General features: G+C 67.2%; 18 protein-coding genes. 13 read left to right on the top strand and 5 right to left on the bottom strand.

Features of this window, described 5'->3' with window-relative positions; genetic code table 11:
* The first annotated feature begins 6 nt into the window (after positions 1-6).
* From FHS02_RS03725 to FHS02_RS03695, 7 genes are all read left to right on the top strand, one after another.
* Complete coding sequence (locus FHS02_RS03725; protein ID WP_137312860.1) at positions 7-1,209, top strand: MFS transporter; 1,203 nt, start codon at positions 7-9, stop codon at positions 1,207-1,209.
* 142 nt (positions 1,210-1,351) lie between these two features.
* A complete protein-coding gene (locus tag FHS02_RS03720; RefSeq protein ID WP_137312859.1) occupies positions 1,352-2,626 on the top strand; it encodes a cytochrome P450 in 1,275 nt (424 codons plus the stop codon).
* 123 nt (positions 2,627-2,749) lie between these two features.
* The gene (locus FHS02_RS03715) at positions 2,750-4,057 is read left to right on the top strand and encodes an amidohydrolase family protein (RefSeq protein ID WP_137312858.1); all 1,308 of its coding nucleotides are present in this window, start codon (positions 2,750-2,752) and stop codon (positions 4,055-4,057) included.
* A gap of 81 nt (positions 4,058-4,138) precedes the next feature.
* Positions 4,139-5,284 carry an acyl-CoA dehydrogenase family protein gene (locus FHS02_RS03710; RefSeq protein WP_137312857.1) on the top strand — a complete coding sequence of 382 codons (1,146 nt, stop codon included), beginning with the start codon at positions 4,139-4,141 and terminating at the stop codon, positions 5,282-5,284.
* 2 nt (positions 5,285-5,286) lie between these two features.
* Positions 5,287-6,342, top strand: a complete 1,056-nt coding sequence (locus FHS02_RS03705; RefSeq protein WP_137312856.1) for an acyl-CoA dehydrogenase family protein — start codon at positions 5,287-5,289, stop codon at positions 6,340-6,342.
* On the top strand, positions 6,339-7,139 hold the full coding sequence (locus tag FHS02_RS03700) for a crotonase/enoyl-CoA hydratase family protein (protein WP_137312855.1): 801 nt from the start codon (positions 6,339-6,341) through the stop codon (positions 7,137-7,139). The genes FHS02_RS03705 and FHS02_RS03700 overlap by 4 nt, the downstream gene beginning before the upstream one ends.
* Positions 7,140-7,166: 27 nt before the next feature.
* Positions 7,167-8,291 carry an acyl-CoA dehydrogenase family protein gene (locus FHS02_RS03695; RefSeq protein WP_137312854.1) on the top strand — a complete coding sequence of 375 codons (1,125 nt, stop codon included), beginning with the start codon at positions 7,167-7,169 and terminating at the stop codon, positions 8,289-8,291.
* A 47-nt stretch (positions 8,292-8,338) separates the two neighbouring features.
* Here FHS02_RS03695 and FHS02_RS03690 read toward each other — a convergent pair whose 3' ends face one another.
* The gene (locus tag FHS02_RS03690) at positions 8,339-9,250 is read right to left on the bottom strand and encodes a LysR family transcriptional regulator (protein ID WP_137312853.1); all 912 of its coding nucleotides are present in this window, start codon (positions 9,248-9,250) and stop codon (positions 8,339-8,341) included.
* 95 nt (positions 9,251-9,345) lie between these two features.
* On the opposite strand from FHS02_RS03690, the gene FHS02_RS03685 reads away from it, so the two are divergent.
* The 6 genes from FHS02_RS03685 to FHS02_RS03660 all read left to right on the top strand — a co-directional run bounded on the left by FHS02_RS03685 (position 9,346) and on the right by FHS02_RS03660 (position 19,301).
* The gene (locus FHS02_RS03685) at positions 9,346-11,652 is read left to right on the top strand and encodes a TonB-dependent receptor (RefSeq protein ID WP_137312852.1); all 2,307 of its coding nucleotides are present in this window, start codon (positions 9,346-9,348) and stop codon (positions 11,650-11,652) included.
* Positions 11,653-11,670: 18 nt separating this feature from the next.
* A complete protein-coding gene (locus FHS02_RS03680) occupies positions 11,671-13,005 on the top strand; it encodes a spinster family MFS transporter (protein WP_137312851.1) in 1,335 nt (444 codons plus the stop codon).
* 132 nt (positions 13,006-13,137) lie between these two features.
* A complete protein-coding gene (locus tag FHS02_RS03675) occupies positions 13,138-16,698 on the top strand; it encodes an indolepyruvate ferredoxin oxidoreductase family protein (RefSeq protein WP_137312850.1) in 3,561 nt (1,186 codons plus the stop codon).
* A gap of 10 nt (positions 16,699-16,708) precedes the next feature.
* A complete protein-coding gene (locus FHS02_RS03670; RefSeq protein WP_137312849.1) occupies positions 16,709-17,458 on the top strand; it encodes an electron transfer flavoprotein subunit beta/FixA family protein in 750 nt (249 codons plus the stop codon).
* 101 nt (positions 17,459-17,559) lie between these two features.
* Positions 17,560-18,492, top strand: coding sequence for an electron transfer flavoprotein subunit alpha/FixB family protein (locus tag FHS02_RS03665; protein WP_137312848.1), 933 nt, complete (start codon positions 17,560-17,562; stop codon positions 18,490-18,492).
* A 59-nt stretch (positions 18,493-18,551) separates the two neighbouring features.
* Positions 18,552-19,301, top strand: a complete 750-nt coding sequence (locus tag FHS02_RS03660; RefSeq protein ID WP_137312847.1) for a Crp/Fnr family transcriptional regulator — start codon at positions 18,552-18,554, stop codon at positions 19,299-19,301.
* A gap of 6 nt (positions 19,302-19,307) precedes the next feature.
* Here the strand turns inward: FHS02_RS03660 and FHS02_RS03655 are convergent, their stop codons facing one another.
* The 4 genes from FHS02_RS03655 to FHS02_RS03640 form a co-directional block, all read right to left on the bottom strand.
* A complete protein-coding gene (locus tag FHS02_RS03655) occupies positions 19,308-20,228 on the bottom strand; it encodes a VOC family protein (RefSeq protein WP_137312846.1) in 921 nt (306 codons plus the stop codon).
* 40 nt (positions 20,229-20,268) lie between these two features.
* Positions 20,269-21,027, bottom strand: coding sequence for an SDR family NAD(P)-dependent oxidoreductase (locus FHS02_RS03650; RefSeq protein ID WP_137312845.1), 759 nt, complete (start codon positions 21,025-21,027; stop codon positions 20,269-20,271).
* Positions 21,028-21,062: 35 nt separating this feature from the next.
* Positions 21,063-21,278 (bottom strand): ferredoxin, encoded by a 216-nt coding sequence (locus tag FHS02_RS03645; protein ID WP_137312844.1) that lies wholly within the window; start codon positions 21,276-21,278, stop codon positions 21,063-21,065.
* Positions 21,279-21,366: 88 nt separating this feature from the next.
* Entirely contained in the window at positions 21,367-22,152 is a 786-nt protein-coding gene (locus FHS02_RS03640; RefSeq protein ID WP_137312843.1) for an IclR family transcriptional regulator, read from the bottom strand.
* Positions 22,153-22,200: the final 48 nt, after the last annotated feature.

Raw genomic sequence — 22,200 nt, 5'->3', positions numbered from 1 at the left:
CCGGCCATGCATAGTCCCGAAGCCGGTCCGGCGGGGCCGGCGACACCGGCGCGCGACAGGCACCTGGCGCTGGGCGCGATGGTCGCGTGCCAGGTCGGCCTGCACGGCTGCATGCAGGGCGTGCGCCTTGCAGCGCCCCTGAACGTCCTGAAGCTGGGCCACTCGGCCTGGTCGGTGGGCCTCGTGATGACGATGTTCGCGCTGTTCCCGGCCCTGCTGGCGCTGCCGGCCGGACGCCTGGCGGACCGCCGCGGCTATCACCTGCCGGTGCGCATCGCCGCGTTCTGTTCGCTTGCCGGCACGCTGCTGGCGGCGGCGCAGCAGAACCGCTTTACGCTGTGCGCAGCCGCGGCCCTGTGCGGCGCGGGGGCGGGCTTCGGCATGATCGCGATCCAGCGCAGCGCCAGCCGCCTGGCACGTAGCGACACCGACCGCCTGCGCGTGTTCAGCTGGATCGCGCTGGCCCCGGCGCTGGCGGGGCTGGTCGGCCCCCTCCTGGCGGGCGTGCTGGTCGACCGTGCCGGATTCTCCGCCGCGTTCCTGGCGCTGGCGCTGCTGCCCTCGGCCACCTTGCTAGTGGCGCAGGCTGTGCCGCGCGAGGCGCCGCGGCCCGCCCCTGCGCCAGGCACGCGCCAAGCATCGGCCTGGGGCCTGCTGCGCCTGGCACCCGTGCGCCGCATGGTGTTCATCAGCTGGGTCGTGTCGGCCAGCTGGGACGTGCACGGCTTTGCCTTGCCGCTGCTCGGTGTCGAGCGCGGCCTGGATGCTTCCGCACTGGCGCTGGTGCTGGCGGCCTACGCCGCGGCGTCGATGACGGTGCGGCTGCTGATGCCGCTGGCCGCGGCCCGCCTGTCGCGCCGCACGCTGCTGTGCGGTGCCCTGACGCTCACCTGCGCGGTGTTCGCCGCGTATCCGCTGTTCCACAGCGCCTGGGCCATGGCGGCCTGCGCAGCCATCCTCGGCATCGCCTTGGGCCTGGTGCAGCCGGCCATCATGGCCACGCTGCATGACGTGACGCCGCCGGAGCGCCAGGGCGAGGCGCTGGCGCTGCGTTCGATGACGCTGCATGCGTCGATGGCCGTGATGCCGCTGCTGTTCGGGGCGATCGGCGCCAGCATCGGCGCCGCCGTCCTGTTCTGGTTGATGTCCTTCGCGCTCGGACTGGGCAGCATCCAGGCGCGTACGATCGGTCCCGGCCAGCGGATCTGAAACCGCCTGGCCGGTGTGGATGCCTGGCACGCCTGCCAGCCAATTCAGGCTTGGCAATTCTCCATAAATAGAGCACTATCGTGAAAAGTGTTCAATAAATTGATCCCGGCATCGTCCGGGTCGACCATATGGAGGAGAATGTATGACTGTCATCAAGAGCGTGAGCCTGGAGAGTGCCTACTCGGGCGTGGCCGACAATTACCGCGGCGAGGATGTGGACCTGCACGCGATCTACCGCGACATGCGCCGGAACTCGCCGATCATCGCCGAGAATTTCATGGGCAGGCTCGGCGTGCCGAACATCGCCGGGCTGGATGCGAACCGCCCGACCTTCACGGTGTTCAAGTACAAGGAAGTGATGGCGGTGCTGCGCGATGCCGCCAACTACACCAGCGGTTTCATCGCGGAGGGGCTGGGATCGTTCTTCGACGGCCTGATCCTGACCGGCATGGATGGCGATGCGCACAAGAAGGCGCGCGCGCTGCTCCAGCCGATCTTCATGCCGGAGGTGGTCAACAGCTGGCGCGACACCAAGATGGCACCCATCGTGCGCGAGGAATTCCTGCAGCCGCTGGTGGCGCATAAGAAGGCCGACCTGATGGACTTCGGACTGCTGTTCCCGATCCGCGTGATCTACGCGCTGATCGGCTTCCCCGACAACGACCCCGAGAAGGTCAAGCAGTATGCGGCATGGGCACTGGCGATCCTGGCGGGTCCCCAGGTCGACGCGGAAAAGGCCGCGCAGGCGCGCCAGGCCGCCATGGAGGCGGCCAAGGCGCTGTACGACGCCACCCATGCGGCAGTGGTCGAGGTGCGCCGCAACGGCGCCGCTGGCGACGACCTCATCAGCCGCCTGATCCGCGCCGAAAGCGACGGCCGCCGCTTCGACGACCATGAAGTCACGACCTTCGTGCGCTCGCTGCTGCCGGCCGCCGCCGAGACCACCACGCGCACGTTCGGCACGACCATGACGCTGCTGCTGGAACGGCCGGAACTGCTGGCGCGCGTGCGCGCCGACCGCAGCCTGGTGCCGAAAGCCATCGACGAGGCGATCCGCCTCGAGCCGGTGGCCACCTTCAAGGTGCGCCAGGCTGCGCAGGACCTGGAGCTGGCCGGCGTAGCGATCCCCAAAGGGGCGATGGTGCAATGCATCGTGTCCTCCGCCAACCGCGACGAGGAAGCGTTCGAACGCAGCGAGGAGTTCGATATCGACCGCAAGCCCAAGCCTTCGTTCGGCTTCGGCTTCGGTCCGCACATGTGCATCGGCCAGTTCATTGCCAAGACGGAGCTGCAGGTGGCGATCAATGGCGTGCTCGACCTGATGCCGAACGTGCGACTGGACCCGGAACAGGCGCCGCCGCGCATCACCGGTGCCCAGCTGCGCGGCCCGAAACACGTCCATGTGATCTGGGACTGAAATTTCCGCTATATATTGAACACAAAAGAGAAAAGTGTTTAACTAATCTTGATTTCTGTTCTAGAATTGACGACAGAAGAACACCGCTTCCTGTGAAGCGGATTTCATTTCCTGGAGACAAACATGAAATTTGAAGACCTGATCCTTGTCAGCGTGGACGACCACGTGATCGAACCGCGCGGTGCCTTCGACCGCCACATGCCCGAGCGGTTCAAGGGCCGCCAGCCGCGGGTGGACAATATCAAGGGCCGCGACGTCTGGGTGTTCGAGGACCGCGCCACCGGTTACATGGGCCTCAATTCCGTGGTCGGCCGCCCGAAGGAGGAATACGGCATGGAGCCCCTGTCCTACGAGCAGATGCGCCGCGGCACCTGGGACATCAAGGCGCGCGTGGACGACATGAACGCCAACGGCGTGCTCGGCTCGCTGTGCTTCCCGACGTTCCCCGGCTTCGCCGGCCAGCGCTTCCAGGTCATGAACGACCGCGAAGTCAGCCTGGCGGCGATCCAGGCCTACAACGACTGGCACCTGCACGACTGGTGCAATGCGGCGCCGGGCCGCTTCATCCCGCTGATGATGGTGCCCTGGTGGGACATGCAGGCGGCAGCGGCCGAAGTCAAGCGGCTGGCGGCACAGGGCGTGCATGCACTGACCTTGTCCGACAACCCGACCGTGCACGGCTACCCGTCGATCCACAACGCGCACTGGGATCCGCTGTGGAAAGCCTGCGCCGACAACGACGTCGTCATCTGCTGCCATATCGGCACCGGCGTGAAGGCCGCCCACGCCTCGGATGAATCGCCGATCGACGCCTGGATCACCTCGATGCCGATCTCGATTTCGAACTCGGCCGCGGACTGGATCTGGGCACCGATGTGGAAGAAGTTCCCGAAGCTGCGCATGGCGCTGTCGGAAGGCGGCATCGGCTGGATTCCCTACCTGCTCGAGCGCGCCGACTTCACCCACAGCCACCACCATGAGTGGACCAACTCGAACTTCGACGGCAAGAAGCCGAGCCAGATCTTCAACGAGCATTTCATCACGTGCTTCATCGAGGATGCCTTCGGCCTGAAGAACCTGGATGCGATCAATGTCGACAAGGTGACCTGGGAATGCGACTACCCGCACTCCGACTGCACCTGGCCGAATTCGGCCAACGTCTTCTGGAGCCAGGCGCAGCACCTGTCGGACGAGGTGATCAACAAGATCACCCACCTGAACGCGATGCGCGAGTTCTCGTACGATCCTTTCGCCATCCTCGGCCGCGAAAACTGCACCGTCGGCGCCCTGAAGGCGCAGGCCACCCACGTCAGCATCGAGCCGGCCCTCGGCCTGGGTGGCGCGGCGCCGGAACGCGATCCGACCCGCCCCGTGACGTCGGGCGACATCAACAAGATGTTCGCCGCCGCCGACGCGCAGACTGCGCTCTGACCGCTTTTTGTCGCGATGTTGGCCGCGCCTGCGTGCAGGCGCGGCGCGACGGAGTCATTTCCATTCAAACGATGAACCACCATGTCCATTGACCAGTTCACCTACAGCCCCCTGCCACCCGAGGCCGAGGCGATTCGCGGCGCGGTGCGCGGCTTCCTCGCCGAAGCGATGGCGGATATTGCGCCGGCGCGGCGCGCCGAGTCCTGGATGGGATTCGATGCCGCGTTCAGCCGCCGCCTGGGCGAGCGCGGCTGGATCGGCATGGCCCTGCCGAAACGCTACGGCGGTGCCGAGGCCAGCCCGTTTGCACGCTATGTCGTGGTCGAGGAGCTGCTCGCCGCGGGCGCGCCGGTGTCAGCGCACTGGTTTGCCGACCGCCAGAGCGGCCCGCAGATCCTCCACTACGGCAGCGACGCCCAGAAGGATTTCCACCTGCCGGCCATCTGCCGCGGCGAGCAGTTCTTCTGCATCGGCATGAGCGAGCCGAACTCGGGTTCCGACCTGGCGTCGATCAGGACCAGCGCACGGCGCGACGGCGGCCGGTGGATCGTCAACGGCCAGAAAGTATGGACCACCAACGCCCAGCGCTCGCACTACATGATTGCGCTGGTGCGTACCGATCCGGACAGCAAGCGCAACGACGGCCTGTCGCAGTTCATCATCGACCTGTCGCTGCCCGGCATTACGATCCGTCCGATCAAGGACCTGACCGGCGCCACCCACTTCAATGAAGTCTTCTTCGACGACGTGGTCCTCGATGCCGGCGCCCTGATCGGCACCGAGGGCTGCGGCTGGGCGCAGGTCACGGCCGAGCTGGCGTTCGAGCGCAGCGGGCCGGAACGTTTCCTGAGCTCGATCGCGCTGCTGCAGTCGCTGATCGGCGCGGTCGGTGCCGAACCCGATGCGCTGCAAGCCCGCGACATCGGCCGGCTGGCGGCGCGGCTGGCCACCCTGAGGCAGATGTCGCTGGCTGTCACCGCCCACCTGGCGGCAGGCCGCAACCCGGCCTGGGAGGCCTCGGTGGTCAAGGAACTCGGCACCACCTTCGAGCAGGAAATACCCGAGCTGGCCGAAGCGCTGCTGGACGTTGCGCCGGCGACGCGCGGCGGCAGCGAGCATGCCAGGGTACTGGCCTACCTGATGCAGGAGGCTCCTTCATTTTCATTGCGCGGAGGTACACGCGAAATACTTCGCGGAATCATCGCGCGCGGACTGGGAATGCGTTAATCATGAGACAAGTGTTTGATTCGACGGTCGAGCGCCTGTTCGCCGACATTGCCAGCCCCGCAGCGGTGCTGGCCTGCGAGGACGGCGCCTGGCCGCAAGCCATGTGGGCGGCTGTCGAGGAGTCGGGCTTTCCGCTGGCGCTGGCGCCCGAGGCGCTCGGCGGCGCCGGGGCCAGCTGGGCCGACGTCTGCGGCGTCATGCGCCTGGCCGGGCGCTTCAACGTGCCGCTGCCGCTGCCCGAGACGATCCTGGCCAACTGGCTGCTGGGCGCGGCCGGCCTGGCTCCGGCGGGCGGCCCGGTCAGCATCGTCGGTGGCGGCTCGCTGCGCCTGCAGGGCAGCCTGGTGAGCGGCAAGGCGCCGGACGTGCCTTGGGGCGGCACGGTGCCGCTGGTGGTGGCGGTGACCGGGGGGAGCGCGCCGATGGTGGTGCTGCTGCCGACGGAAGCGGCCAGCCAGCTCGACGGCGCCAATGCCGCCGCCGAGCCACGCACGACGCTGCTGTTCGAGGACGTGGCGCCGGTGGCGCAGGCACCGCTGCCGGCCGGCTGGCCGGCCGATGTGCTGCTGCTCGGCGGCGCCCTGGTTCGCGCGGCCCAGATTGCCGGTGCGCTGGAAGGCGTGCTGGCCATGGCCACCGGCTATGCCGGCGAGCGGGTCCAGTTCGGCAAGCCGATCGGCAGCTTCCAGGCGATCCAGCACCAGGTCGCCGTGCTGGCCGAACACGCCGCCGCCGCCGTGATGGCGTGCGAGGCGGCGTTCGCGGCGGAGGACACCCGCATCGTGCGGCTGCAGGCGATTGCCGCCAAGATCTGCGCCTCGGAAGCGGCCGGCATCGGCGCGGGCATCGCCCACGCGGTGCACGGTGCGATCGGCTTCACGCACGAGCATTCGCTGCACCTGAGCACGCGCCGCCTGTGGTCCTGGCGCAGCGAGTTCGGTTCGGCTAGCACCTGGTCCCAGCGGCTGGGCAGGGCGGTCTGTGCCGCCGGTCCGGAGGCCTTCTGGCCCGGCATCACCGATGGCCGTTTCGGCACCCTGCAGGAGCAATACGCATGACTCCCTTCCTGGCAATCGAGCGCGAAGGAGCGATCCTGACGGTGCGCTTGAACAGCCCTGAAACGCGCAACGCCCTGAGCACGCCGTCCCAGATGCAGGAATTCGTCGACCTGTGCGCGGCGGTGCGGCTCGACCGGAGCGTCAAGGTCGTGGTCCTGACGGGCAATGGCCCGGCCTTTTGCGCGGGCGGCAACGTCAAGGACATGGCCGAGCGCGGCGGCATCTTCGCCGGCTCGCCGTACGAGGTCAGCGAGAGCTACCGCAACGGCATCCAGCGCATTCCATCGTGCCTGTACAACCTGGACGTGCCGGTAATCGCGGCCCTGAACGGTCCGGCGATCGGCGCCGGCCTCGACCTCGCCTGCATGTGCGACGTGCGGATCGCCGCCGATACCGCCAAATTCGCAGAGAGTTTCGTCAAGCTGGGCATCGTGCCTGGCGACGGCGGCGCATGGCTGCTGCCGCGCATCGTCGGCATGCCCAAGGCCAGCCTGATGGCGCTGACGGGCGACAGCATCGACGCGGCCACGGCCCTGGCGTGGGGCCTGGTGACCGAAGTCGTGCCGGTGGCGCAGCTCGAGAGTGCGGCGCAGGAAATCGCGCGGCGCATGGCGGTCAATCCCTCGCACGGGCTGCGCCTGACCAAGCGGCTGTTGCGCGAGGGCCAGCACATGCGGCTCGACTCCCTGCTGGAAATGTCGGCCGCCTACCAGGCGCTGGCGCATCACACAGAGGACCACGCGGAAGCGGTTGCCGCCTTCCTCGGCAAACGCGAACCGCAATACCAGGGCAGATAAGACCCGTTCAATATCAGGAGAAGCAGCATGCGTACGGTATTCCGTGAAGACCACCAGATGTTCCGCGAGATGGCCCGGCGGTTCATCGAGAACGAGATCGTGCCGCACCTGCCGGAGTGGGAACACGCCGGCATCGTGCCGAAGTCGGTCTGGCGCAAGGCCGGCGAAGTCGGGTTGCTGTGCTCGACCGTGCCGGAAGAGTATGGCGGCGCCGGCGGCGATTTCGGCCATTCGGCCGTGATGATCGAGGAGCTGGCGCGCGTCAACGCCACCGCGATCGGTTTCACGACCCATTCCGAAATCGTCGCGCCCTACATCGTGGCCTACGGCAGCGAGGAGCAGAAGCGCCGATGGCTGCCCGGCATGGTCAGCGGCGCCACGATCGGCGTGATCGCGATGAGCGAACCGGGCATCGGCTCCGACCTGCGCTCGATGCGCACCAGCGCGCGGCGCGACGGCGACGATTACGTGGTGACGGGCCAGAAGACCTTCATCACCAACGGCGGCAATGCCGACCTGGTGGTGACCGCGGCCAAGCTGGACCCGGCCGCCAAGGACCTGACCCTGGTCTGCGTCGAGGCCGACCGCGCCGGCTTCTCCAAGGGCAAGCTGCTGGAAAAGATCGGCCTGAAGGGGCAGGACACGTCCGAGCTGTTCTTCGACGACGTGCGGGTGCCGGTGGCCAACCGCCTCGGCGAGGAAAACAAGGGCTTTTCCTACCTGACTCACCAGCTGGCGTGGGAGCGCACCATCATCGGCCTGCGCGCCGCCGCCAGCATCGACGCGCTGCTCGAAGACACGCTCGGCTATGTCCGCGAGCGCAAGGTGTTCGGCAAGTCCGTGTTCGATTTCCAGAACACCCGCTTCAAGCTGGCCGAGTGCAAGGCCCAGGCCACGATGCTGCGCGTGTTCGTCGACGACTGCCTGGCCAAGGCCATGCGCGGCGAGCTGTCGGCCGAGGTGGGCGCGATGTGCAAGCTGATGGGATCGGAAATGCAGGGCAGGGTGCTGGACGAGCTGCTGCAGCTGCACGGCGGCTACGGCTTCATGAGCGAGTACAAGATCAGCCGTGCCTGGGTGGACGCCCGCGTCGCACGCATCTACGGCGGCACGTCGGAGATCATGAAGGAAATCATCGCGCGCTCCCTGTAGCGCTGCGAGGCGGCCAGCCGGCCCGGCCCGGCTGGCCGCTGCGTGTTTCAACTCCCGCTGGTCCTGATCAGGAACTGGCGGAATGCCTCGGCCGGCGCTTCCAGCGGCTGGCCGCGGCGCCAGATCAGTCCCACTTCCATGTCGGGCACCACGTCGAGGATCGGCCGGGCCTCGATCTTCTTGCCTTCCAGCGACCAGTGCCGGTAAACCATGTCGGACAGGATGCTGACGCCGAAGCCGTGGGCGATCAGCCCGCGCAGCGCCTCCATCGAACTGGTGCGGAAAGCGACGGGCGGGCGCACGCCGCGCGCCTGCCAGTAGCGCCCGGTCGACTCCTCGCTCTCGTCCACCGTCACCTGGATGTACGGATAGGCCGCGATGTCTGCCAGCGCGGCGTTTTCCTTGGCGAGCAGCGGGTGATCCGCCGCCAGCCACAGCTGGCGCCGCGACCGCACCAGGACGTGGTGGCCGAACCGCTCGCGCTCCGCGATGTTCGACAGGATCACCACGCCGATGTCGATGCTCCCGGCCTGCACGGCGTCCTCGATGGCCTGGCGGTGCATGTCCGCCAGGTCGAGCGCGACATCGGGATACTGGTCGCGGAAGCGGGACAGCAAGGGCGGCAGGAAATAGCCGAGCAGGGTGTACGACGCGCCGATGCGCAGCGGCCCGGAAAGCTGCAGCGCCGGCAGGTGCTGCTCGCGCAGGCAGTCCGCCAGCGAGTCGAGAATGCCGCGCGTGCGGTGGTAGAAGCGCTGGCCGTCGGCGGTCAGGGCAACGCCATGCGGCTTGCGCTCGAACAGCCGCACGCCCAGTTCCTGCTCGAGCAGCAGCACCGCGTTGGTGATTGCCGACTGCGACACGTGGGCGCGCGTGGCGGCCATCGAGAAGCGGCCGGTCTCGGCGGCGGCCACGAAGTAGCGCAGCTGGCGCAGGCTGACGTTATCGGTGCGTGACATGCGTTTTTCCGATACCTCGATTCATGATTATTTGATTTTACGTTAAGTGAACAGTTTTGTAGACTTTGTTCACAATAATATTCATGGAGACCCGCATGACCCGATCCGTTCCACTGCCCCTGCTTGCCGGCGGCTTCGCCGTCGCCGTCCTTGGCGGCGGCGCACTCGCCGCGCCACCCGAAACGCTCCCGGCCGAACCGCCCGAGCAGGCCGCGCAGGCCGCGCAGGCCGCGCAGGCCGAGACGGCGCCTGCGGTGCCGCGCATCATCGTCACGTCGCAGCGCCGCGAACAGGCCTTGCAGGAAGTGCCGGCGGCAATCACCGCCATCGACGCCGGCGAGCTGGCCAGGCGCCAGGTCGGCGACATCAAGGCGCTCAGCGCCAACGCGCCATCGCTGCTGATCAGCGACACCCCGGTCGGCAAGAACAACATGATCATCGGCATGCGCGGCATCGCGCCGACTTCGATTTCCTCGAACAACGATCCCACTGTCGGCATCTATGTCAACGGCGTCTACTATGCACGCACCGCCGGCGCCAACGCGGCGCTGGTCGACATGGACGCCGTCGAGGTCATCCGCGGACCGCAGGGCACGCTGTTCGGCCGCAATACCATCGGCGGTGCGCTGAACATGACGACCCGGGCGCCGCAGCCGGCCTTCGAAGGCAGCGTGACCGCGGGCGTGGGCAACTACAGGCAGCGCTCGCTCACCGGCATCGTCAACGTGCCGCTCGGCGACACCACGGCACTGCGCCTGGTGGTCGACGGGCTGCGGCACGATGGGCGTGGCCGCAGCGCTGCACTCGGCGAGCAGCTCGGCGACGAGGACCGGCGCTATGTCCGCGCCTCGCTGCGCAGCAGGCCGCTGCGCGATTTGCTGGTCGATGTGACCTGGGACCGGTTCCGCAGCGATGCCGCATCGCAGGTGTGGATCGTCCACTTCTTCGATCCCGCCATCGCCGCCCGCGCGCTGGCGCCGATCGCCGGCTACGTCCAGGATGGCGGCTATACCAGCTACGCCGGCTTCAATCCGCGCAACACCACCGATGTCGACAACACGACCGCGACGGTGCGCTGGAACGCCGGCCCGGCCACCGTCAAGTCGATCAGCGCCTACCGGCATCTCGCCACGGTCAGCGGCTACGACCTCGATGCGACGCCCGTATTCGTCAACCAGTTGCAGCGCTACGCGGTGGGCGGCCACCAGTTCACCCAGGAGCTGCAGGTCTATGGCAGCGCGCTCGACGACCGCCTCGACTGGATCGCCGGCGCCTATTATTTCAGCGAGGCGCTGCGCGACAGCAGCCTGGTCACCACGCCCTCGGGCGCCAATATGCTGGGCCGCCTGAACGAATTCGATTCGGACCAGACGTCGGCCAGCGTGTTCGGCCAGCTCACGTATGCCGTGCTGCCGCGCCTGCGCGCTACCGCCGGCGCGCGCCTGGTGCGGGACAAGCGCGAGGTCGACTACCATGCGCCGCGCTACCTCGTGCAAACGGGGGCCATGCTGGCCGGCAGCGCCGGTTGCGCGCTGGCCGCGGCCGGGCTGGACGCGGGCGGATGCCGCTATGTGCCGGCGGCGCTGCATGCCCGCTACACGCCCTGGACGCTCGGCCTCGACTACCGGTTCGACGACGGCACGCTCCTCTACGGCAAGGTCTCGCGCGGCTTCCGTTCGGGCGGCTTCCAGCCGGCAGGCGCCACCACGGCCTTCGGCTATGCGCCCTTCGACAAGGAACAGGTGATGTCGTACGAGGCGGGCGCGAAGACGGAACTGTTGCAGCGCCGCTTGCGCCTGAACCTGGCGGCCTACGTGGCAAAGTACACGGATATCCAGCAGATCACGCCGCAATTCCCGCCCGGCAGCACGACGACGATCAGCGCCGTCGTCAATGCCGGCGATGCGACGATCAAGGGACTGGAACTCGACGCCGTGCTGCGCTTGGCGAACCTGAGCCTGTCCGCCGCGATCGGCCTGACCGATCCAGCCTTCGACAATGGCCCGTTCGAGGGCCTGCCGTTCGTCACGACGGCCAGGACCACCGTCGCGCTGGGCGCGGACTATCCGCTTGCCACCCCGCTCGGGCAGCTCGACCTGCATGCCGACTACAACTGGCGCTCGAAAGTCGCGTACTTCCAGCCCGTCAATACCAATACCCTGCCGTTCCAGCCGCTGTCGGCCGGCCAGATCGCATCGAACAGCCAGCCGCCATTCGGGCTGCTGAACGCGATGGTCACGCTCAATCTGCGCGGCGAGCGCACGCGTGTCAGCCTGTGGGGCAAGAACCTGGCCGGCAAGTACTATCTGGCCCGGTCGAATTCGTTCGCCATCCAGGGCTACAACAACCAGACGCCGGGCGATCCGCGCACCTTCGGCATCAACCTCGAACAGCGTTTCTGAGCCCCGGGAAAACACGACATGGACATCCTTTCGCGACAGCGCCTGGCCGCCCCTTATCCCAGCCTCGGCTACGCCGCCTGGGTCATCGGCGTGCTGTTCCTGGTCACCCTGTTCTCGCAGCTCGACCGCCAGTTGCCGGCCTTGCTGGTGCGGCCGATCCGCGACCATTTCCAGATCTCGGACACGGCGTTCAGCCTGCTGCAGGGCTATGCGTTCTCGATCTGCTACACGTTGACGGGCTTGCCGCTCGGGCGCCTGGTCGACCGCGCGGTGCGGCGCAACCTGATCTTCTGGGGCCTGCTGTTCTGGTCCCTGATGACGGCGCTTTCCGGGCTTGCCGACTCGTACACCGTGCTGTTCCTGGCGCGCATGGGTGTGGGTGTCGGCGAAGCGGTGCTGGCACCGGCCGCGTATTCGATCATTGCCGACTATGTGGCGCCGGAGCGGCGCGGGCGCGCACTGGCCTTCTACTACACCTCGCTGGCGGTCGGTTCGGGCGCGTCGATGCTCCTGGGCGGATGGCTGCTGGGCGCCATCCCGCCGCAGGGCATGGCGCTGCCCCTGCTGGGCACGATGCCGGCCTGGCGCATATGCTTCCTGGCCGCGGCTGCCCCGGGCATCCTGCTTGGCGCATTGCTGTTCAGCATACGCGAGCCGGTGCGGCGCGAACAAGGTGTCCAGGCGGAGCGATGCTCGGTGGCGGCGTTTGCCCGCTTTCTCGGGCAGCACCGGGCCACCTTCGGCCGCCTGCTGACCTATCCCGCGCTGCTTGCCGTGATCGGCTACGGCATGCTGTCATGGGCGCCGGCGCTGTTCGACCGCCGCTTCCACATGCCGGCCAGCCGCGCCGGGATCGTGCTCGGCGTCATCATCGCCGTCGCCGGCCTGGGCGGCACGCTGCTCGGCGGCTATCTGAGCGACCGCTGGCTGCGGCTGCGGGTGCCGGCAGCGCGGTTCAGGGTCGCACTGGCGGGCACGGTGGTATGCGCACCGACGGCCGTGCTGTGGCCGCTCGCCGGCGATGCCGGCACGGCGTTCGCGCTGCTCGGCTGCGCGGTGTTCGGCCTGAGCATCTCGCAGTCGGCGGCGCCGGCCTGCATCCAGGAAGTCTGTCCGAACAATATGCGCGGGCAGGCGGTGTCGGTCTACCTGCTGGTCGCCGGGCTGCTGGGCATCGGGCTGGGGCCGACCCTGGTGGCGCTGGTATCGGACCACATCCTGCGCGACGATGGCAAGCTGCACTGGGCCATCAGCGCTACCGTGCTGCCGACCGCGCTGGCGGCGATCTGGCTGTGCTGGTCGGGTTTGCGGCCGTTCGAGGCGACGCGCAGCCTGGTGCGCGGCCACGAATAAGCAAAGCGGCAGCGTACCGGCACCGGCCGGCGCCGGTATTCGTTTTTCAAATACCTGCGCTCATGATTCTTGGTTTTGAGATAGTTGAACAGATTAGTAGAATATGTTCATGAAAATTTAACGGAGGCATTCATGAACTCGCCGCTAACGCCTGCCGCCGGTGCAGCGCTGCGTGCCGTCTCGCTGGACGACAAATACACGGTCGACCGCGGACGCATCTACCTGAGCGGGGTGCAGATGCTGGCACGCCTGCCGATGTTGCAGAAGAAGCGCGACCTGGAGGCCGGCCTGAACACGGGCGGCTATGTGTCCGGCTACCGCGGCTCGCCGCTGGGCGGGCTGGACCTCGCGCTGTGGAAGGCCAGCAAGCATCTCGACAGCCACGACGTGGTATTCCAGCCGGGCCTGAACGAGGACCTGGCGGCGACCGCCGTGTGGGGCACGCAGCAGGTCAACCTGTACGACAGTGCCACGCGCGACGGCGTGTTCGGCATGTGGTACGGCAAGGGACCGGGCGTGGACCGCTCGATCGACGTGCTCAAGCACGCGAACGCGGCCGGCACGTCGGCCCATGGTGGCGTGCTGATGGTGGTGGGCGACGACCATGCCGCCAAGTCGTCGACGGTGGCGCACCAGTCCGAGCACGTGCTGGTCGCCTGCGGCATTCCCGTGCTGTATCCGGCCGATGTGCAGGAAATCCATGACTATGGCCTGCACGGCTGGGCCATGAGCCGCCACGCGGGCGTCTGGGTGGCGATGAAATGCGTGACCGACGTGGTGGAGTCATCCGCCTCGGTGGAGATGGATCCGCAGCGGCTGCGCATCGGCACGCCGGAGACGCCGGTGCCGGAGGGCGGCCTCGGCATCCGCTGGCCCGACGGCCCGCTGGAGCAGGAAGCGCGGCTGGTCGAGCGCAAGTGGTACGCGGCGCTCGACTATATCCGCGCCAACAAGTTGAACCGGGTGGTGCTGGATGCGCCGCGGGCGCGTTTCGGCATCGTCGCCGCCGGCAAGGCCTACCTCGACCTGCGCCAGGCGCTGGTCGACCTGGGCCTGGACGACGCGGCCTGCCACGATATCGGCATCCGCATCCTCAAGGTGGGCTGCGTCTGGCCGCTGCATGCGGACGACGTGCGCGAATTCGCCGCCGGGCTCGAGGAAATCCTCGTCGTCGAAGAGAAGCGCCAGGTTCTCGAATATGCGATCAAGGAGCAGCTGTACAACTGGCCCGGCGAACAGCGTCCGCGCGTGTACGGCAAGTTCGATGAACGCGGCATGGCGGGCGGCGAGTGGGCTTCGCCACGCGGCGATTGGCTGCTGCCGGCTCGCTACGAACTGTCGCCGGCGCTGGTCGCCAAGGCGCTGGCGCGCCGCCTGGGCGCGGCCGGCCTGCCGGCGCAGCGGCGTGCCGCCATCGATGCGCGCATCGCCGTGATCGAAGCCAAGGAACGCGAAGCCGCGCGGCCGCGCGTGACGGTCGAGCGCAAGCCATGGTTCTGCTCGGGCTGCCCGCACAATACCTCGACCAGGGTGCCGGAAGGCTCCCGGGCGCTGGCCGGCATCGGCTGCCACTACATGGCGCTATGGATGGACCGGCGCACCGAGACGGTGGCGCAGATGGGCGGCGAGGGCGTGAGCTGGCTCGGCCAGATGCATTTCACGCGCGACCGGCATGTGTTCGTGAACCTGGGCGACGGCACCTATTTCCACTCCGGCCTGCTGGCGATTCGCGCGGCGATCGCCGCCAACGCCACGCTGACCTACAAGATCCTGTACAACGACGCGGTCGCGATGACCGGCGGCCAGCCAGTGGACGGCACGCTGACGGTGCCGCAAATCGCCCAGCAAGTCACCAGCGAAGGGGCGGTCCGGGTGCTGGTGGTCAGCGATGAACCGGAAAAATACGCCGAACGCACCGGCCTGCCGGATGCGGTGACCGTGCATCATCGGGATGAGTTCGACGCGCTGCAGCTGGCGTTGCGGGAAGTTGCCGGCGTCTCCGTCATGATCTACGACCAGACCTGTGCCACCGAAAAGCGGCGGCGCCGCAAGCGTGGCGATTATCCCGACCCGCCGCGGCGCGCCTTCATCAACCCGGCGGTGTGCGAAGGGTGCGGCGATTGCTCGGTGGCCTCCAACTGCCTGTCGGTGGAACCGCTGGAAACGCCGCTGGGTACCAAGCGCCGGATCAACCAGAGTTCCTGCAACAAGGATTTTTCCTGCGTCAACGGTTTCTGCCCGAGCTTCGTGACGGCGGAAGGCGCCCAGCTGCGCCGTCCGAAGGTGGCGGCGCCCCTGCCAGATGCTGCGCCGGTGGTGCCGGAACCCGTGCCGGCCCCGCTCGACGGCGTCTGCGGCATCGTCGTGCCCGGGGTCGGCGGGACTGGCGTGGTCACGGTCGGCGCACTGCTCGGCATGGCGGCCCACCTGGAGAACAAGGGCGTCAAGGTGCTCGACATCACCGGCCTGGCGCAAAAAGGCGGCGCGGTGCTCAGCCATGTGCAGATCGCCGCGCATCCCGACCAGATCCACGCGACCCGGGTACCGATGGGAGAGGCAGCGCTGCTGATCGGTTGCGACGCGATGGTGGCCGCTTCCGGGGACGCACTGTCGCGGGTCTGGCGGGGGCGCACCCGTGCCGTCGTCAACAGCGCGTCGGTGCCCAGCGCCGCCTTCCTGTCGAACCCTGACTGGAAGTTCCCCGGTACGGCCACGGAGGCGGACCTGCGCGGCGCCATCGGCGAGACCTGCGAGTTCGTCGATGCGAATGCTCTGGCGCTGCGCCTGTTCGGCGACACGATCTACGCCAATCCCCTGCTGCTCGGCTATGCCTGGCAGAAGGGCTGGGTGCCGCTGGGCCGCGCCGCGTTGCTGCGTGCCATCGAACTGAACGGCGTCGCCGTGGATAAAAACCAGCAGGCCTTCGAGGCCGGCCGGCTGGCGGCGCACGACTCGGCCGCGGTGGCGGCGCCTGTCGCCCCGGCGGCGGAGGGCAAGGCGCTGCCGATGCCCGTCTCGCTCGATCGCGTCATTGCCCAGCGTGCCGGCCTGCTTGCCGCTTTCCAGAACGCGCGCTATGCCGCGCGGTACCGTGCCGCGGTGGACGCGCTGCGCAAGGTGGAGGCGGCGGTCAATCCCGGTGGCCGCCTGGCGCTGACCGAGACGGTGGCGCGCAACCTGGCCAAGCTGATGGCCTACAAGGACGAATACGAGGTGGCGCGGCTGCACAGCGCGCCGGCCTTCCTGGCTGAACTGCGCAATCAGTTCGAAGGCGAGCCCGGCAAGGATTATCAGCTGCACTTCCACCTGGCGCCGCCACTGATCGCCAGGCGCGACGGGGCCGGCAAGCTGGTCAAGCGCCGCTTCGGTCCGTGGATGATGCCGGTATTCGCCCTGCTGGCCCGCTTCAAGGGCTTGCGCGGCACGCTGCTCGATCCGTTCGGCAAGACCGGCGAACGGCGGCGCGAGCGTGCACTGGTCGATGACTATTTTGCGCTGGTGCGGCTGTTCTGCGAGAGCCTGACCCCGGAACGCCTGGACACGGCGCTGGAACTGGCGCGGCTGCCGGAAAAGATCCGCGGCTACGGCCACGTGAAGGAACGCGCCATGGACGAGGCCGCCGAACGGTGGACCCGCCTCATGGAGCAATATGGCGCCACCGCGCACCCTGCGGCAAGCATAACGAGAACATAAGGAGAGAGACATGAAAATACTGGTACCCGTGAAACGCGTGATCGACTACAACGTCAAGGTGCGCGTGAAGTCCGACGGCACTGGCGTCGATATCGCCAACGTCAAGATGTCGATGAATCCGTTCGACGAGATCGCCCTGGAAGAAGCCATGCGCCTGAAGGAAGCGGGCAAGGCGACCGAGATCGTGGCCGTGTCGGCCGGCGTGACGCAGTGCCAGGAAACGCTGCGCACGGGCATGGCGATCGGCGCCGACCGCGGCGTGCTGATCGAAACGACGGCAGAACTGGAGCCGCTGGCCGTGGCCAAGCTGCTGAAGGCGCTGGCCGACAGGGAACAGCCGCAACTGATTATCCTGGGCAAGCAGGCGATCGACGACGATTCGAACCAGACCGGCCAGATGCTGGGTGCACTGCTGGGCTGGCCGCAAGCCACCTTCGCCTCCAAGGTCGTGCTGGAAGACGGCAAGGTCACCGTGACCCGCGAAGTGGACGGCGGCCTGGAAACGCTGTCCTTGAGCCTGCCGGCGATCGTCACCACCGACCTGCGCCTGAACGAGCCGCGCTACGTGACGCTGCCGAACATCATGAAGGCGAAGAAGAAGCCGCTGGAAACGATCAAGCCGGAAGACCTGGGCGTTGACGTGACGCCGCGCCTGAAGACGCTGAAAGTGGCCGAGCCGGCCAAGCGCTCGGCCGGCGTCATGGTGCCCGACGTTGCCACGCTGGTGTCGAAGCTGCGCACCGAAGCCAAAGTCATCTGAATAAAGTCATCCGAATTACCCCGGCGCGTAATGCACTGGTGACAGTCCCCGCACGGGGACTGTCACCGGTGTTCACCACCGCATCCAACAAGGAATCCATCATGGTCGCACTCGTCATCGCAGAACACGACAACGCCAGCCTGAAAGGCAGCACCCACCACACCGTTACCGCCGCCGCGCAAGCCGGCGGTGAAGTCCACGTCCTGGTCGCCGGCGCGAACGCCGCGGCCGCCGCCGAGCAGGCCGCGCAGATCGCCGGCGTCACCAAGGTGCTGCTGGCCGATGCGCCGCATTTCGCCGACGGCCTGGCCGAGAACGTGGCCGAGCAGATCCTGGCCGTTGCGGGCGCTTACTCGCACATCCTGGCGCCTGCCACCGCCTACGGCAAGAACATCCTGCCGCGCGTGGCCGCCAGGCTGGACGTGGCGCAGATTTCCGAAATCACCAGGGTCGATTCGCCCGACACGTTCGAGCGCCCGATCTACGCCGGCAACGCGATCGCCACCGTGCAGTCGTCGGACAAGGTGAAAGTCATCACCGTCCGTACCACCGGTTTCGATTCCGCCGCATCCACCGGCGGTTCGGCTGCCGTTGAAAACGTCACGGTCGTCGCCGATTCCGGCAAGTCGAGCTTCGTCGGCCGCGAAGTGGCCAAGTCGGACCGTCCGGAACTGACGGCCGCCAAGGTCATCGTCTCCGGCGGCCGCGGCATCGGCTCGGCCGACAACTTCAAGGTCCTCGAACCGCTGGCCGACAAGCTGAACGCGGCCATGGGCGCCTCGCGCGCCGCCGTCGACGCCGGCTACGTGCCGAACGACTGGCAGGTGGGCCAGACCGGCAAGATCGTCGCGCCGTCGCTGTACATCGCCGTCGGTATCTCCGGCGCGATCCAGCACCTGGCCGGCATGAAGGATTCGAAGACGATCGTGGCCATCAACAAGGATCCGGAAGCGCCGATCTTCTCGGTGGCCGACTACGGCATCGTCGGCGACCTGTTCGAGATCGTTCCGGCACTGGCCGCCGAAATCGGGTAAACTTCTGGCCGGTGCGCACCGTGCGGGCCCCCTGCAATTTGTCGGACGATGACATCACCATGAGCGCTACATCCATTCATCCGATCCCTCCCGGCGGTCAGGGCGCCAGCGTGCCCGAAGAGCGCCAGATACAAATTCACTTGCGCAAGATTCCACTTCTTGCCGGGTTGGCGGAGGAGGAAATTGCCCTCGTTAAGCAGGAAATCCGCGTCCGGCAGTACAGTAAACGCGATATCGTGCTGCACAAAGGCGGCCATGGCGATGGTCTGCTGTTCCTGTTGTCGGGGCAGTTGCAAGTGGTCGATGTAACCAAGGACGGCAGGACGATCGGTCTGCGTATGCTGGCGCCGGGAGACTTTTTCGGCGAGATCGCGCTGATCGACAATTCTAGGCGGACGGCATCGATCGTCGCGATCTCGAACGTGTTGGTGGGTTTCTTGCCTGCGGCCACTGCACTGCACCTGTTCTCGCATTCGCCGTCGGTCGCGAAGCGCATGCTGCAGCACTTGGCCGAGAAGATCCAGCGGGATTCGGAGTTCCGTTCCCTGTTGAGCATCAACAATACCTCCAGGCGCATCTACACCTATCTCGTGCTGATGCAGAAGGACAAGCAGTCCGAACCGGGCTCCCCGGCGGTGCTCGAAAACCTACCGACCCACCAGGACATCGCCAATATGATCAACACCAGCCGCGAGACCGTGACGCGCGCGTTGACGGTATTGGCCCAGAAGGGAATTGTGCAGAAAGAGGCGAGCCGGCTGATCATCATCAAGCCGGACGCCTTGCAGGAACTCGTGAATAGTTCCTAACGCGGATCAGCTCCCGAAGATCTCTTCCGGCGTGCGTACGCTCGTGCCGAGGATCGGTCCAACGAGTTCATGGCCCCAGGTCGATAGCTTTTCGGGATTGAGCTCATAGCCGTCGTCATGCCATGGCTCCAGCTCGGCGATACACTCGATGGCGAAGCCCGACGGCGTGAAGTGGTAGAACGACATGTGCGGGTCCTGGGTATGCTGGCCCAGTGTCATCATCATCTGCAAACCCTTCTTGCGGACCAGGTCGTAGGTCTCGCCGACGTCGCGTACCGAGCTGACCGTAATGCCCACGTGCTGCACGCCGGCCTTGCCGGGGCCGAAGCCGTAGGCGATGTCGTGGCTGGTATGGGTATTGAGCCTGGCGCGGAAGAAGCCGGTCTTGCCCTTGCCGGCGCCGGCGCCGTAGTAACGCAGGCCCATCACGACCGTGAGGAAGTGTTCCAGCTCGGGGCCGAATTCCGGCGTGATCAGGACCACGTGGCCGACACCGCGCTCGCCGCACACGAAGCCGCCGTGCGGACGGCCCGGCTGGAACGAACGGGGCATCCATTTCTGCGCGTAGAAGAGTTCATGCTGGTAGCCGACCGGGTCGCGAAAGCGCACCAGTTCCTTGACGCCGCGGCGCTCGCGCAAGGCCTCGTCGGCAAAGCTGATCTCGACGCCGTGCTCGCGAAAGCGTTCCACCGCGGCATGGAACTCCAGCCTGCCCTTGGCTTCCCAGCCGATGTAGGCCAGGCGATCGATCTTGCCGGGGTGGAAGGCGATCCGGTGGCGCCGGTCGTCCATCCGGAAGTACAGCGAATCCTGGTCGTCCTCCGGCGCATTGCCGGCCTGGAAACCCATCACCTGGGGGCCGTATTCGCGCCAGGCGTCCAGGTTGGCGGTCTCGAAGCCGAGATAGCCGATGCCGATGATGTCCATGTGTCTCCTTCCTTGGTTTTATGGTTGATTGCGCGGGCGCCTAGACCGCCAGCAGGCCGCCGTCGACGACCAGGTCCGATCCCGTCATGAACCGCGCCTCGTCGGAGGCGACGTAGAGCGCCAGCGAGACGACTTCCTCGGGTTCGCCGGGCCGGTCCTGCAGCACGCCGTCGAGGATGACGCGGCGCATCGCCGGATTGTCGACGAAGGCGGCCGTGCCGGGCGTGCGCACGAAGCCGGGGCTGATGCTGACCGCGCGAATGCCGAGCGGCGCGCCTTCCACCGCCAGCTGGCGCGTGAAGGACACGACCGCGCCCTTGGCCGCGCTGTGGGCACTCAGGCCGGCGGCACGCGAGCCGCCCCAGGCCGCGGTCGAGGCGATATTGAGTACGACACCGCCTTGCTTCGCCAGGTGCTTCCAGGCGATGCGGGTGGTGAAGAAAATAAGGTCGAGTTCGTTGCGGATGGTGTAGTGCCAGTCGTCGACCGACATCTCGCCGACCGGCGCGAATTTTGCCGCCGAGGCATTGTTGTACAGGATATCGATGCGGCCGCATTCCTCGGCAGCCGCCTCGACCCAGTGCCGCGCCTGCTCAGGATCGCCCAGGTCGACCGGGGCGCTGCCATGCAGCGTGAACCCCTCGGCGGCCATCAGGCGCGCCGTTTCCTCGTGCCCCGCGCGGTCGACGTCGCAGCCCACCACGGTAGCGCCTTCGCGCGCAAAATACAGGGCCGCCACGCGGCCCTGGCCGCCGCCGGTGCCGGTGATCAAGGCAACCTTCCCAGCCAGTCTCATCATGGATTTCTCCTCAAGGTGGCACAACGCCGGCCGGTTCAGGCCGGCGCCTGGACGGCGATGGCTTCCGCCGGGCAGGCGGCCGCACCTTCGCGGGCACTCTCCAGCAGCTCGTCGGGAACGAGGTCGCTGTCGACATAGGCGATGCCGCCGGCATCGAGCTTGTAGACTTCGGGGCAGATGGCGGCGCACAGGCCGTAACCGCAGCAGCGGCTGCGTTCGATGATTACGCGGTGCAGTACTTGATCGCTCATGATTCGTCTCTTTAATAGTTGTCCGGCCGCGTCGACCGTGAGACGATTATGCACACAAATCAAAAAACTGTCACGTTTTCTCCAGGGTTTAGAACAGGATGTTGCCGACTTTCGCGGCTGTCCTGCACAGCGACTGGCCGAGCTTGCCGATCTCGGCGTCGCCATGCTGGCCGCGAAAGGTCACTGCCGAGACCGCATAGGCAATCGCTCCCGCGCGGTCGTTGACGGGCGCCGCGACCGCCAGGATGCCGGCTGAAAAATAGCCGTCGTCGACGGACCAGCCGTTGGTGCTGGCGTCGGCGACCTGGCGCCGGTACTCCTCGTAGCCGAGCGACCGGGCCCAGCGCACCTTGTCGAAGACGGCGCGCAGGCGCTCCTCGTCGAGGCCGAGCCGGGCCGTGAACAGCCGGCCGCTGGCACCCATCAGCAACGGCAGGCGCTGGCCGATCGCCATGTCGATACGCAGGTCGCCGGGACTGGTCTCGGAACTGACCAGCACGATGCGATCGTTGCCCATGCGCCGCCACAGAGTCACGGTGACGTGGTGCGCCGCCGCGAATTCCTGCATCAGCGGGCGCACGATTTCCAGGCGCTGGCCTTGCGTGACCAGCTGCTCGACCAGCTTGGCTAGGCCCAGCCCGGTGGTATAGGTTTTCGACAGCGGATCGAAGTCGAGCATCTCCTCGGCCACCAGGGTGCGCAGCGTATTGAAACAGGTGCTGGGATTGATGGCCAGTTCGCGCGCGATGTCGGCGGCCCGCGCGGGCGAACCCGAGGCGGTGAGGAAGCGCAGGATGCGGATCGCATTCACGACCGGCTTGACGGTCACGCCGGTCGAGGATTCGGACAGGTCTTCACTGCTGTGCTCTGGCATTGTTGCGCTCCGGATCGGGCGCCGGCGGCGATCCGCCGGCATGCCCGT

It is taken from the genome of Pseudoduganella umbonata (assembly GCF_014192225.1).
GTDB classification, from domain to species: domain Bacteria; phylum Pseudomonadota; class Gammaproteobacteria; order Burkholderiales; family Burkholderiaceae_D; genus Rugamonas; species Rugamonas umbonata.
The sequence above is the reverse complement of the archived record's forward strand: the minus strand, read 5'-3'. Positions and strand labels throughout refer to the sequence as shown.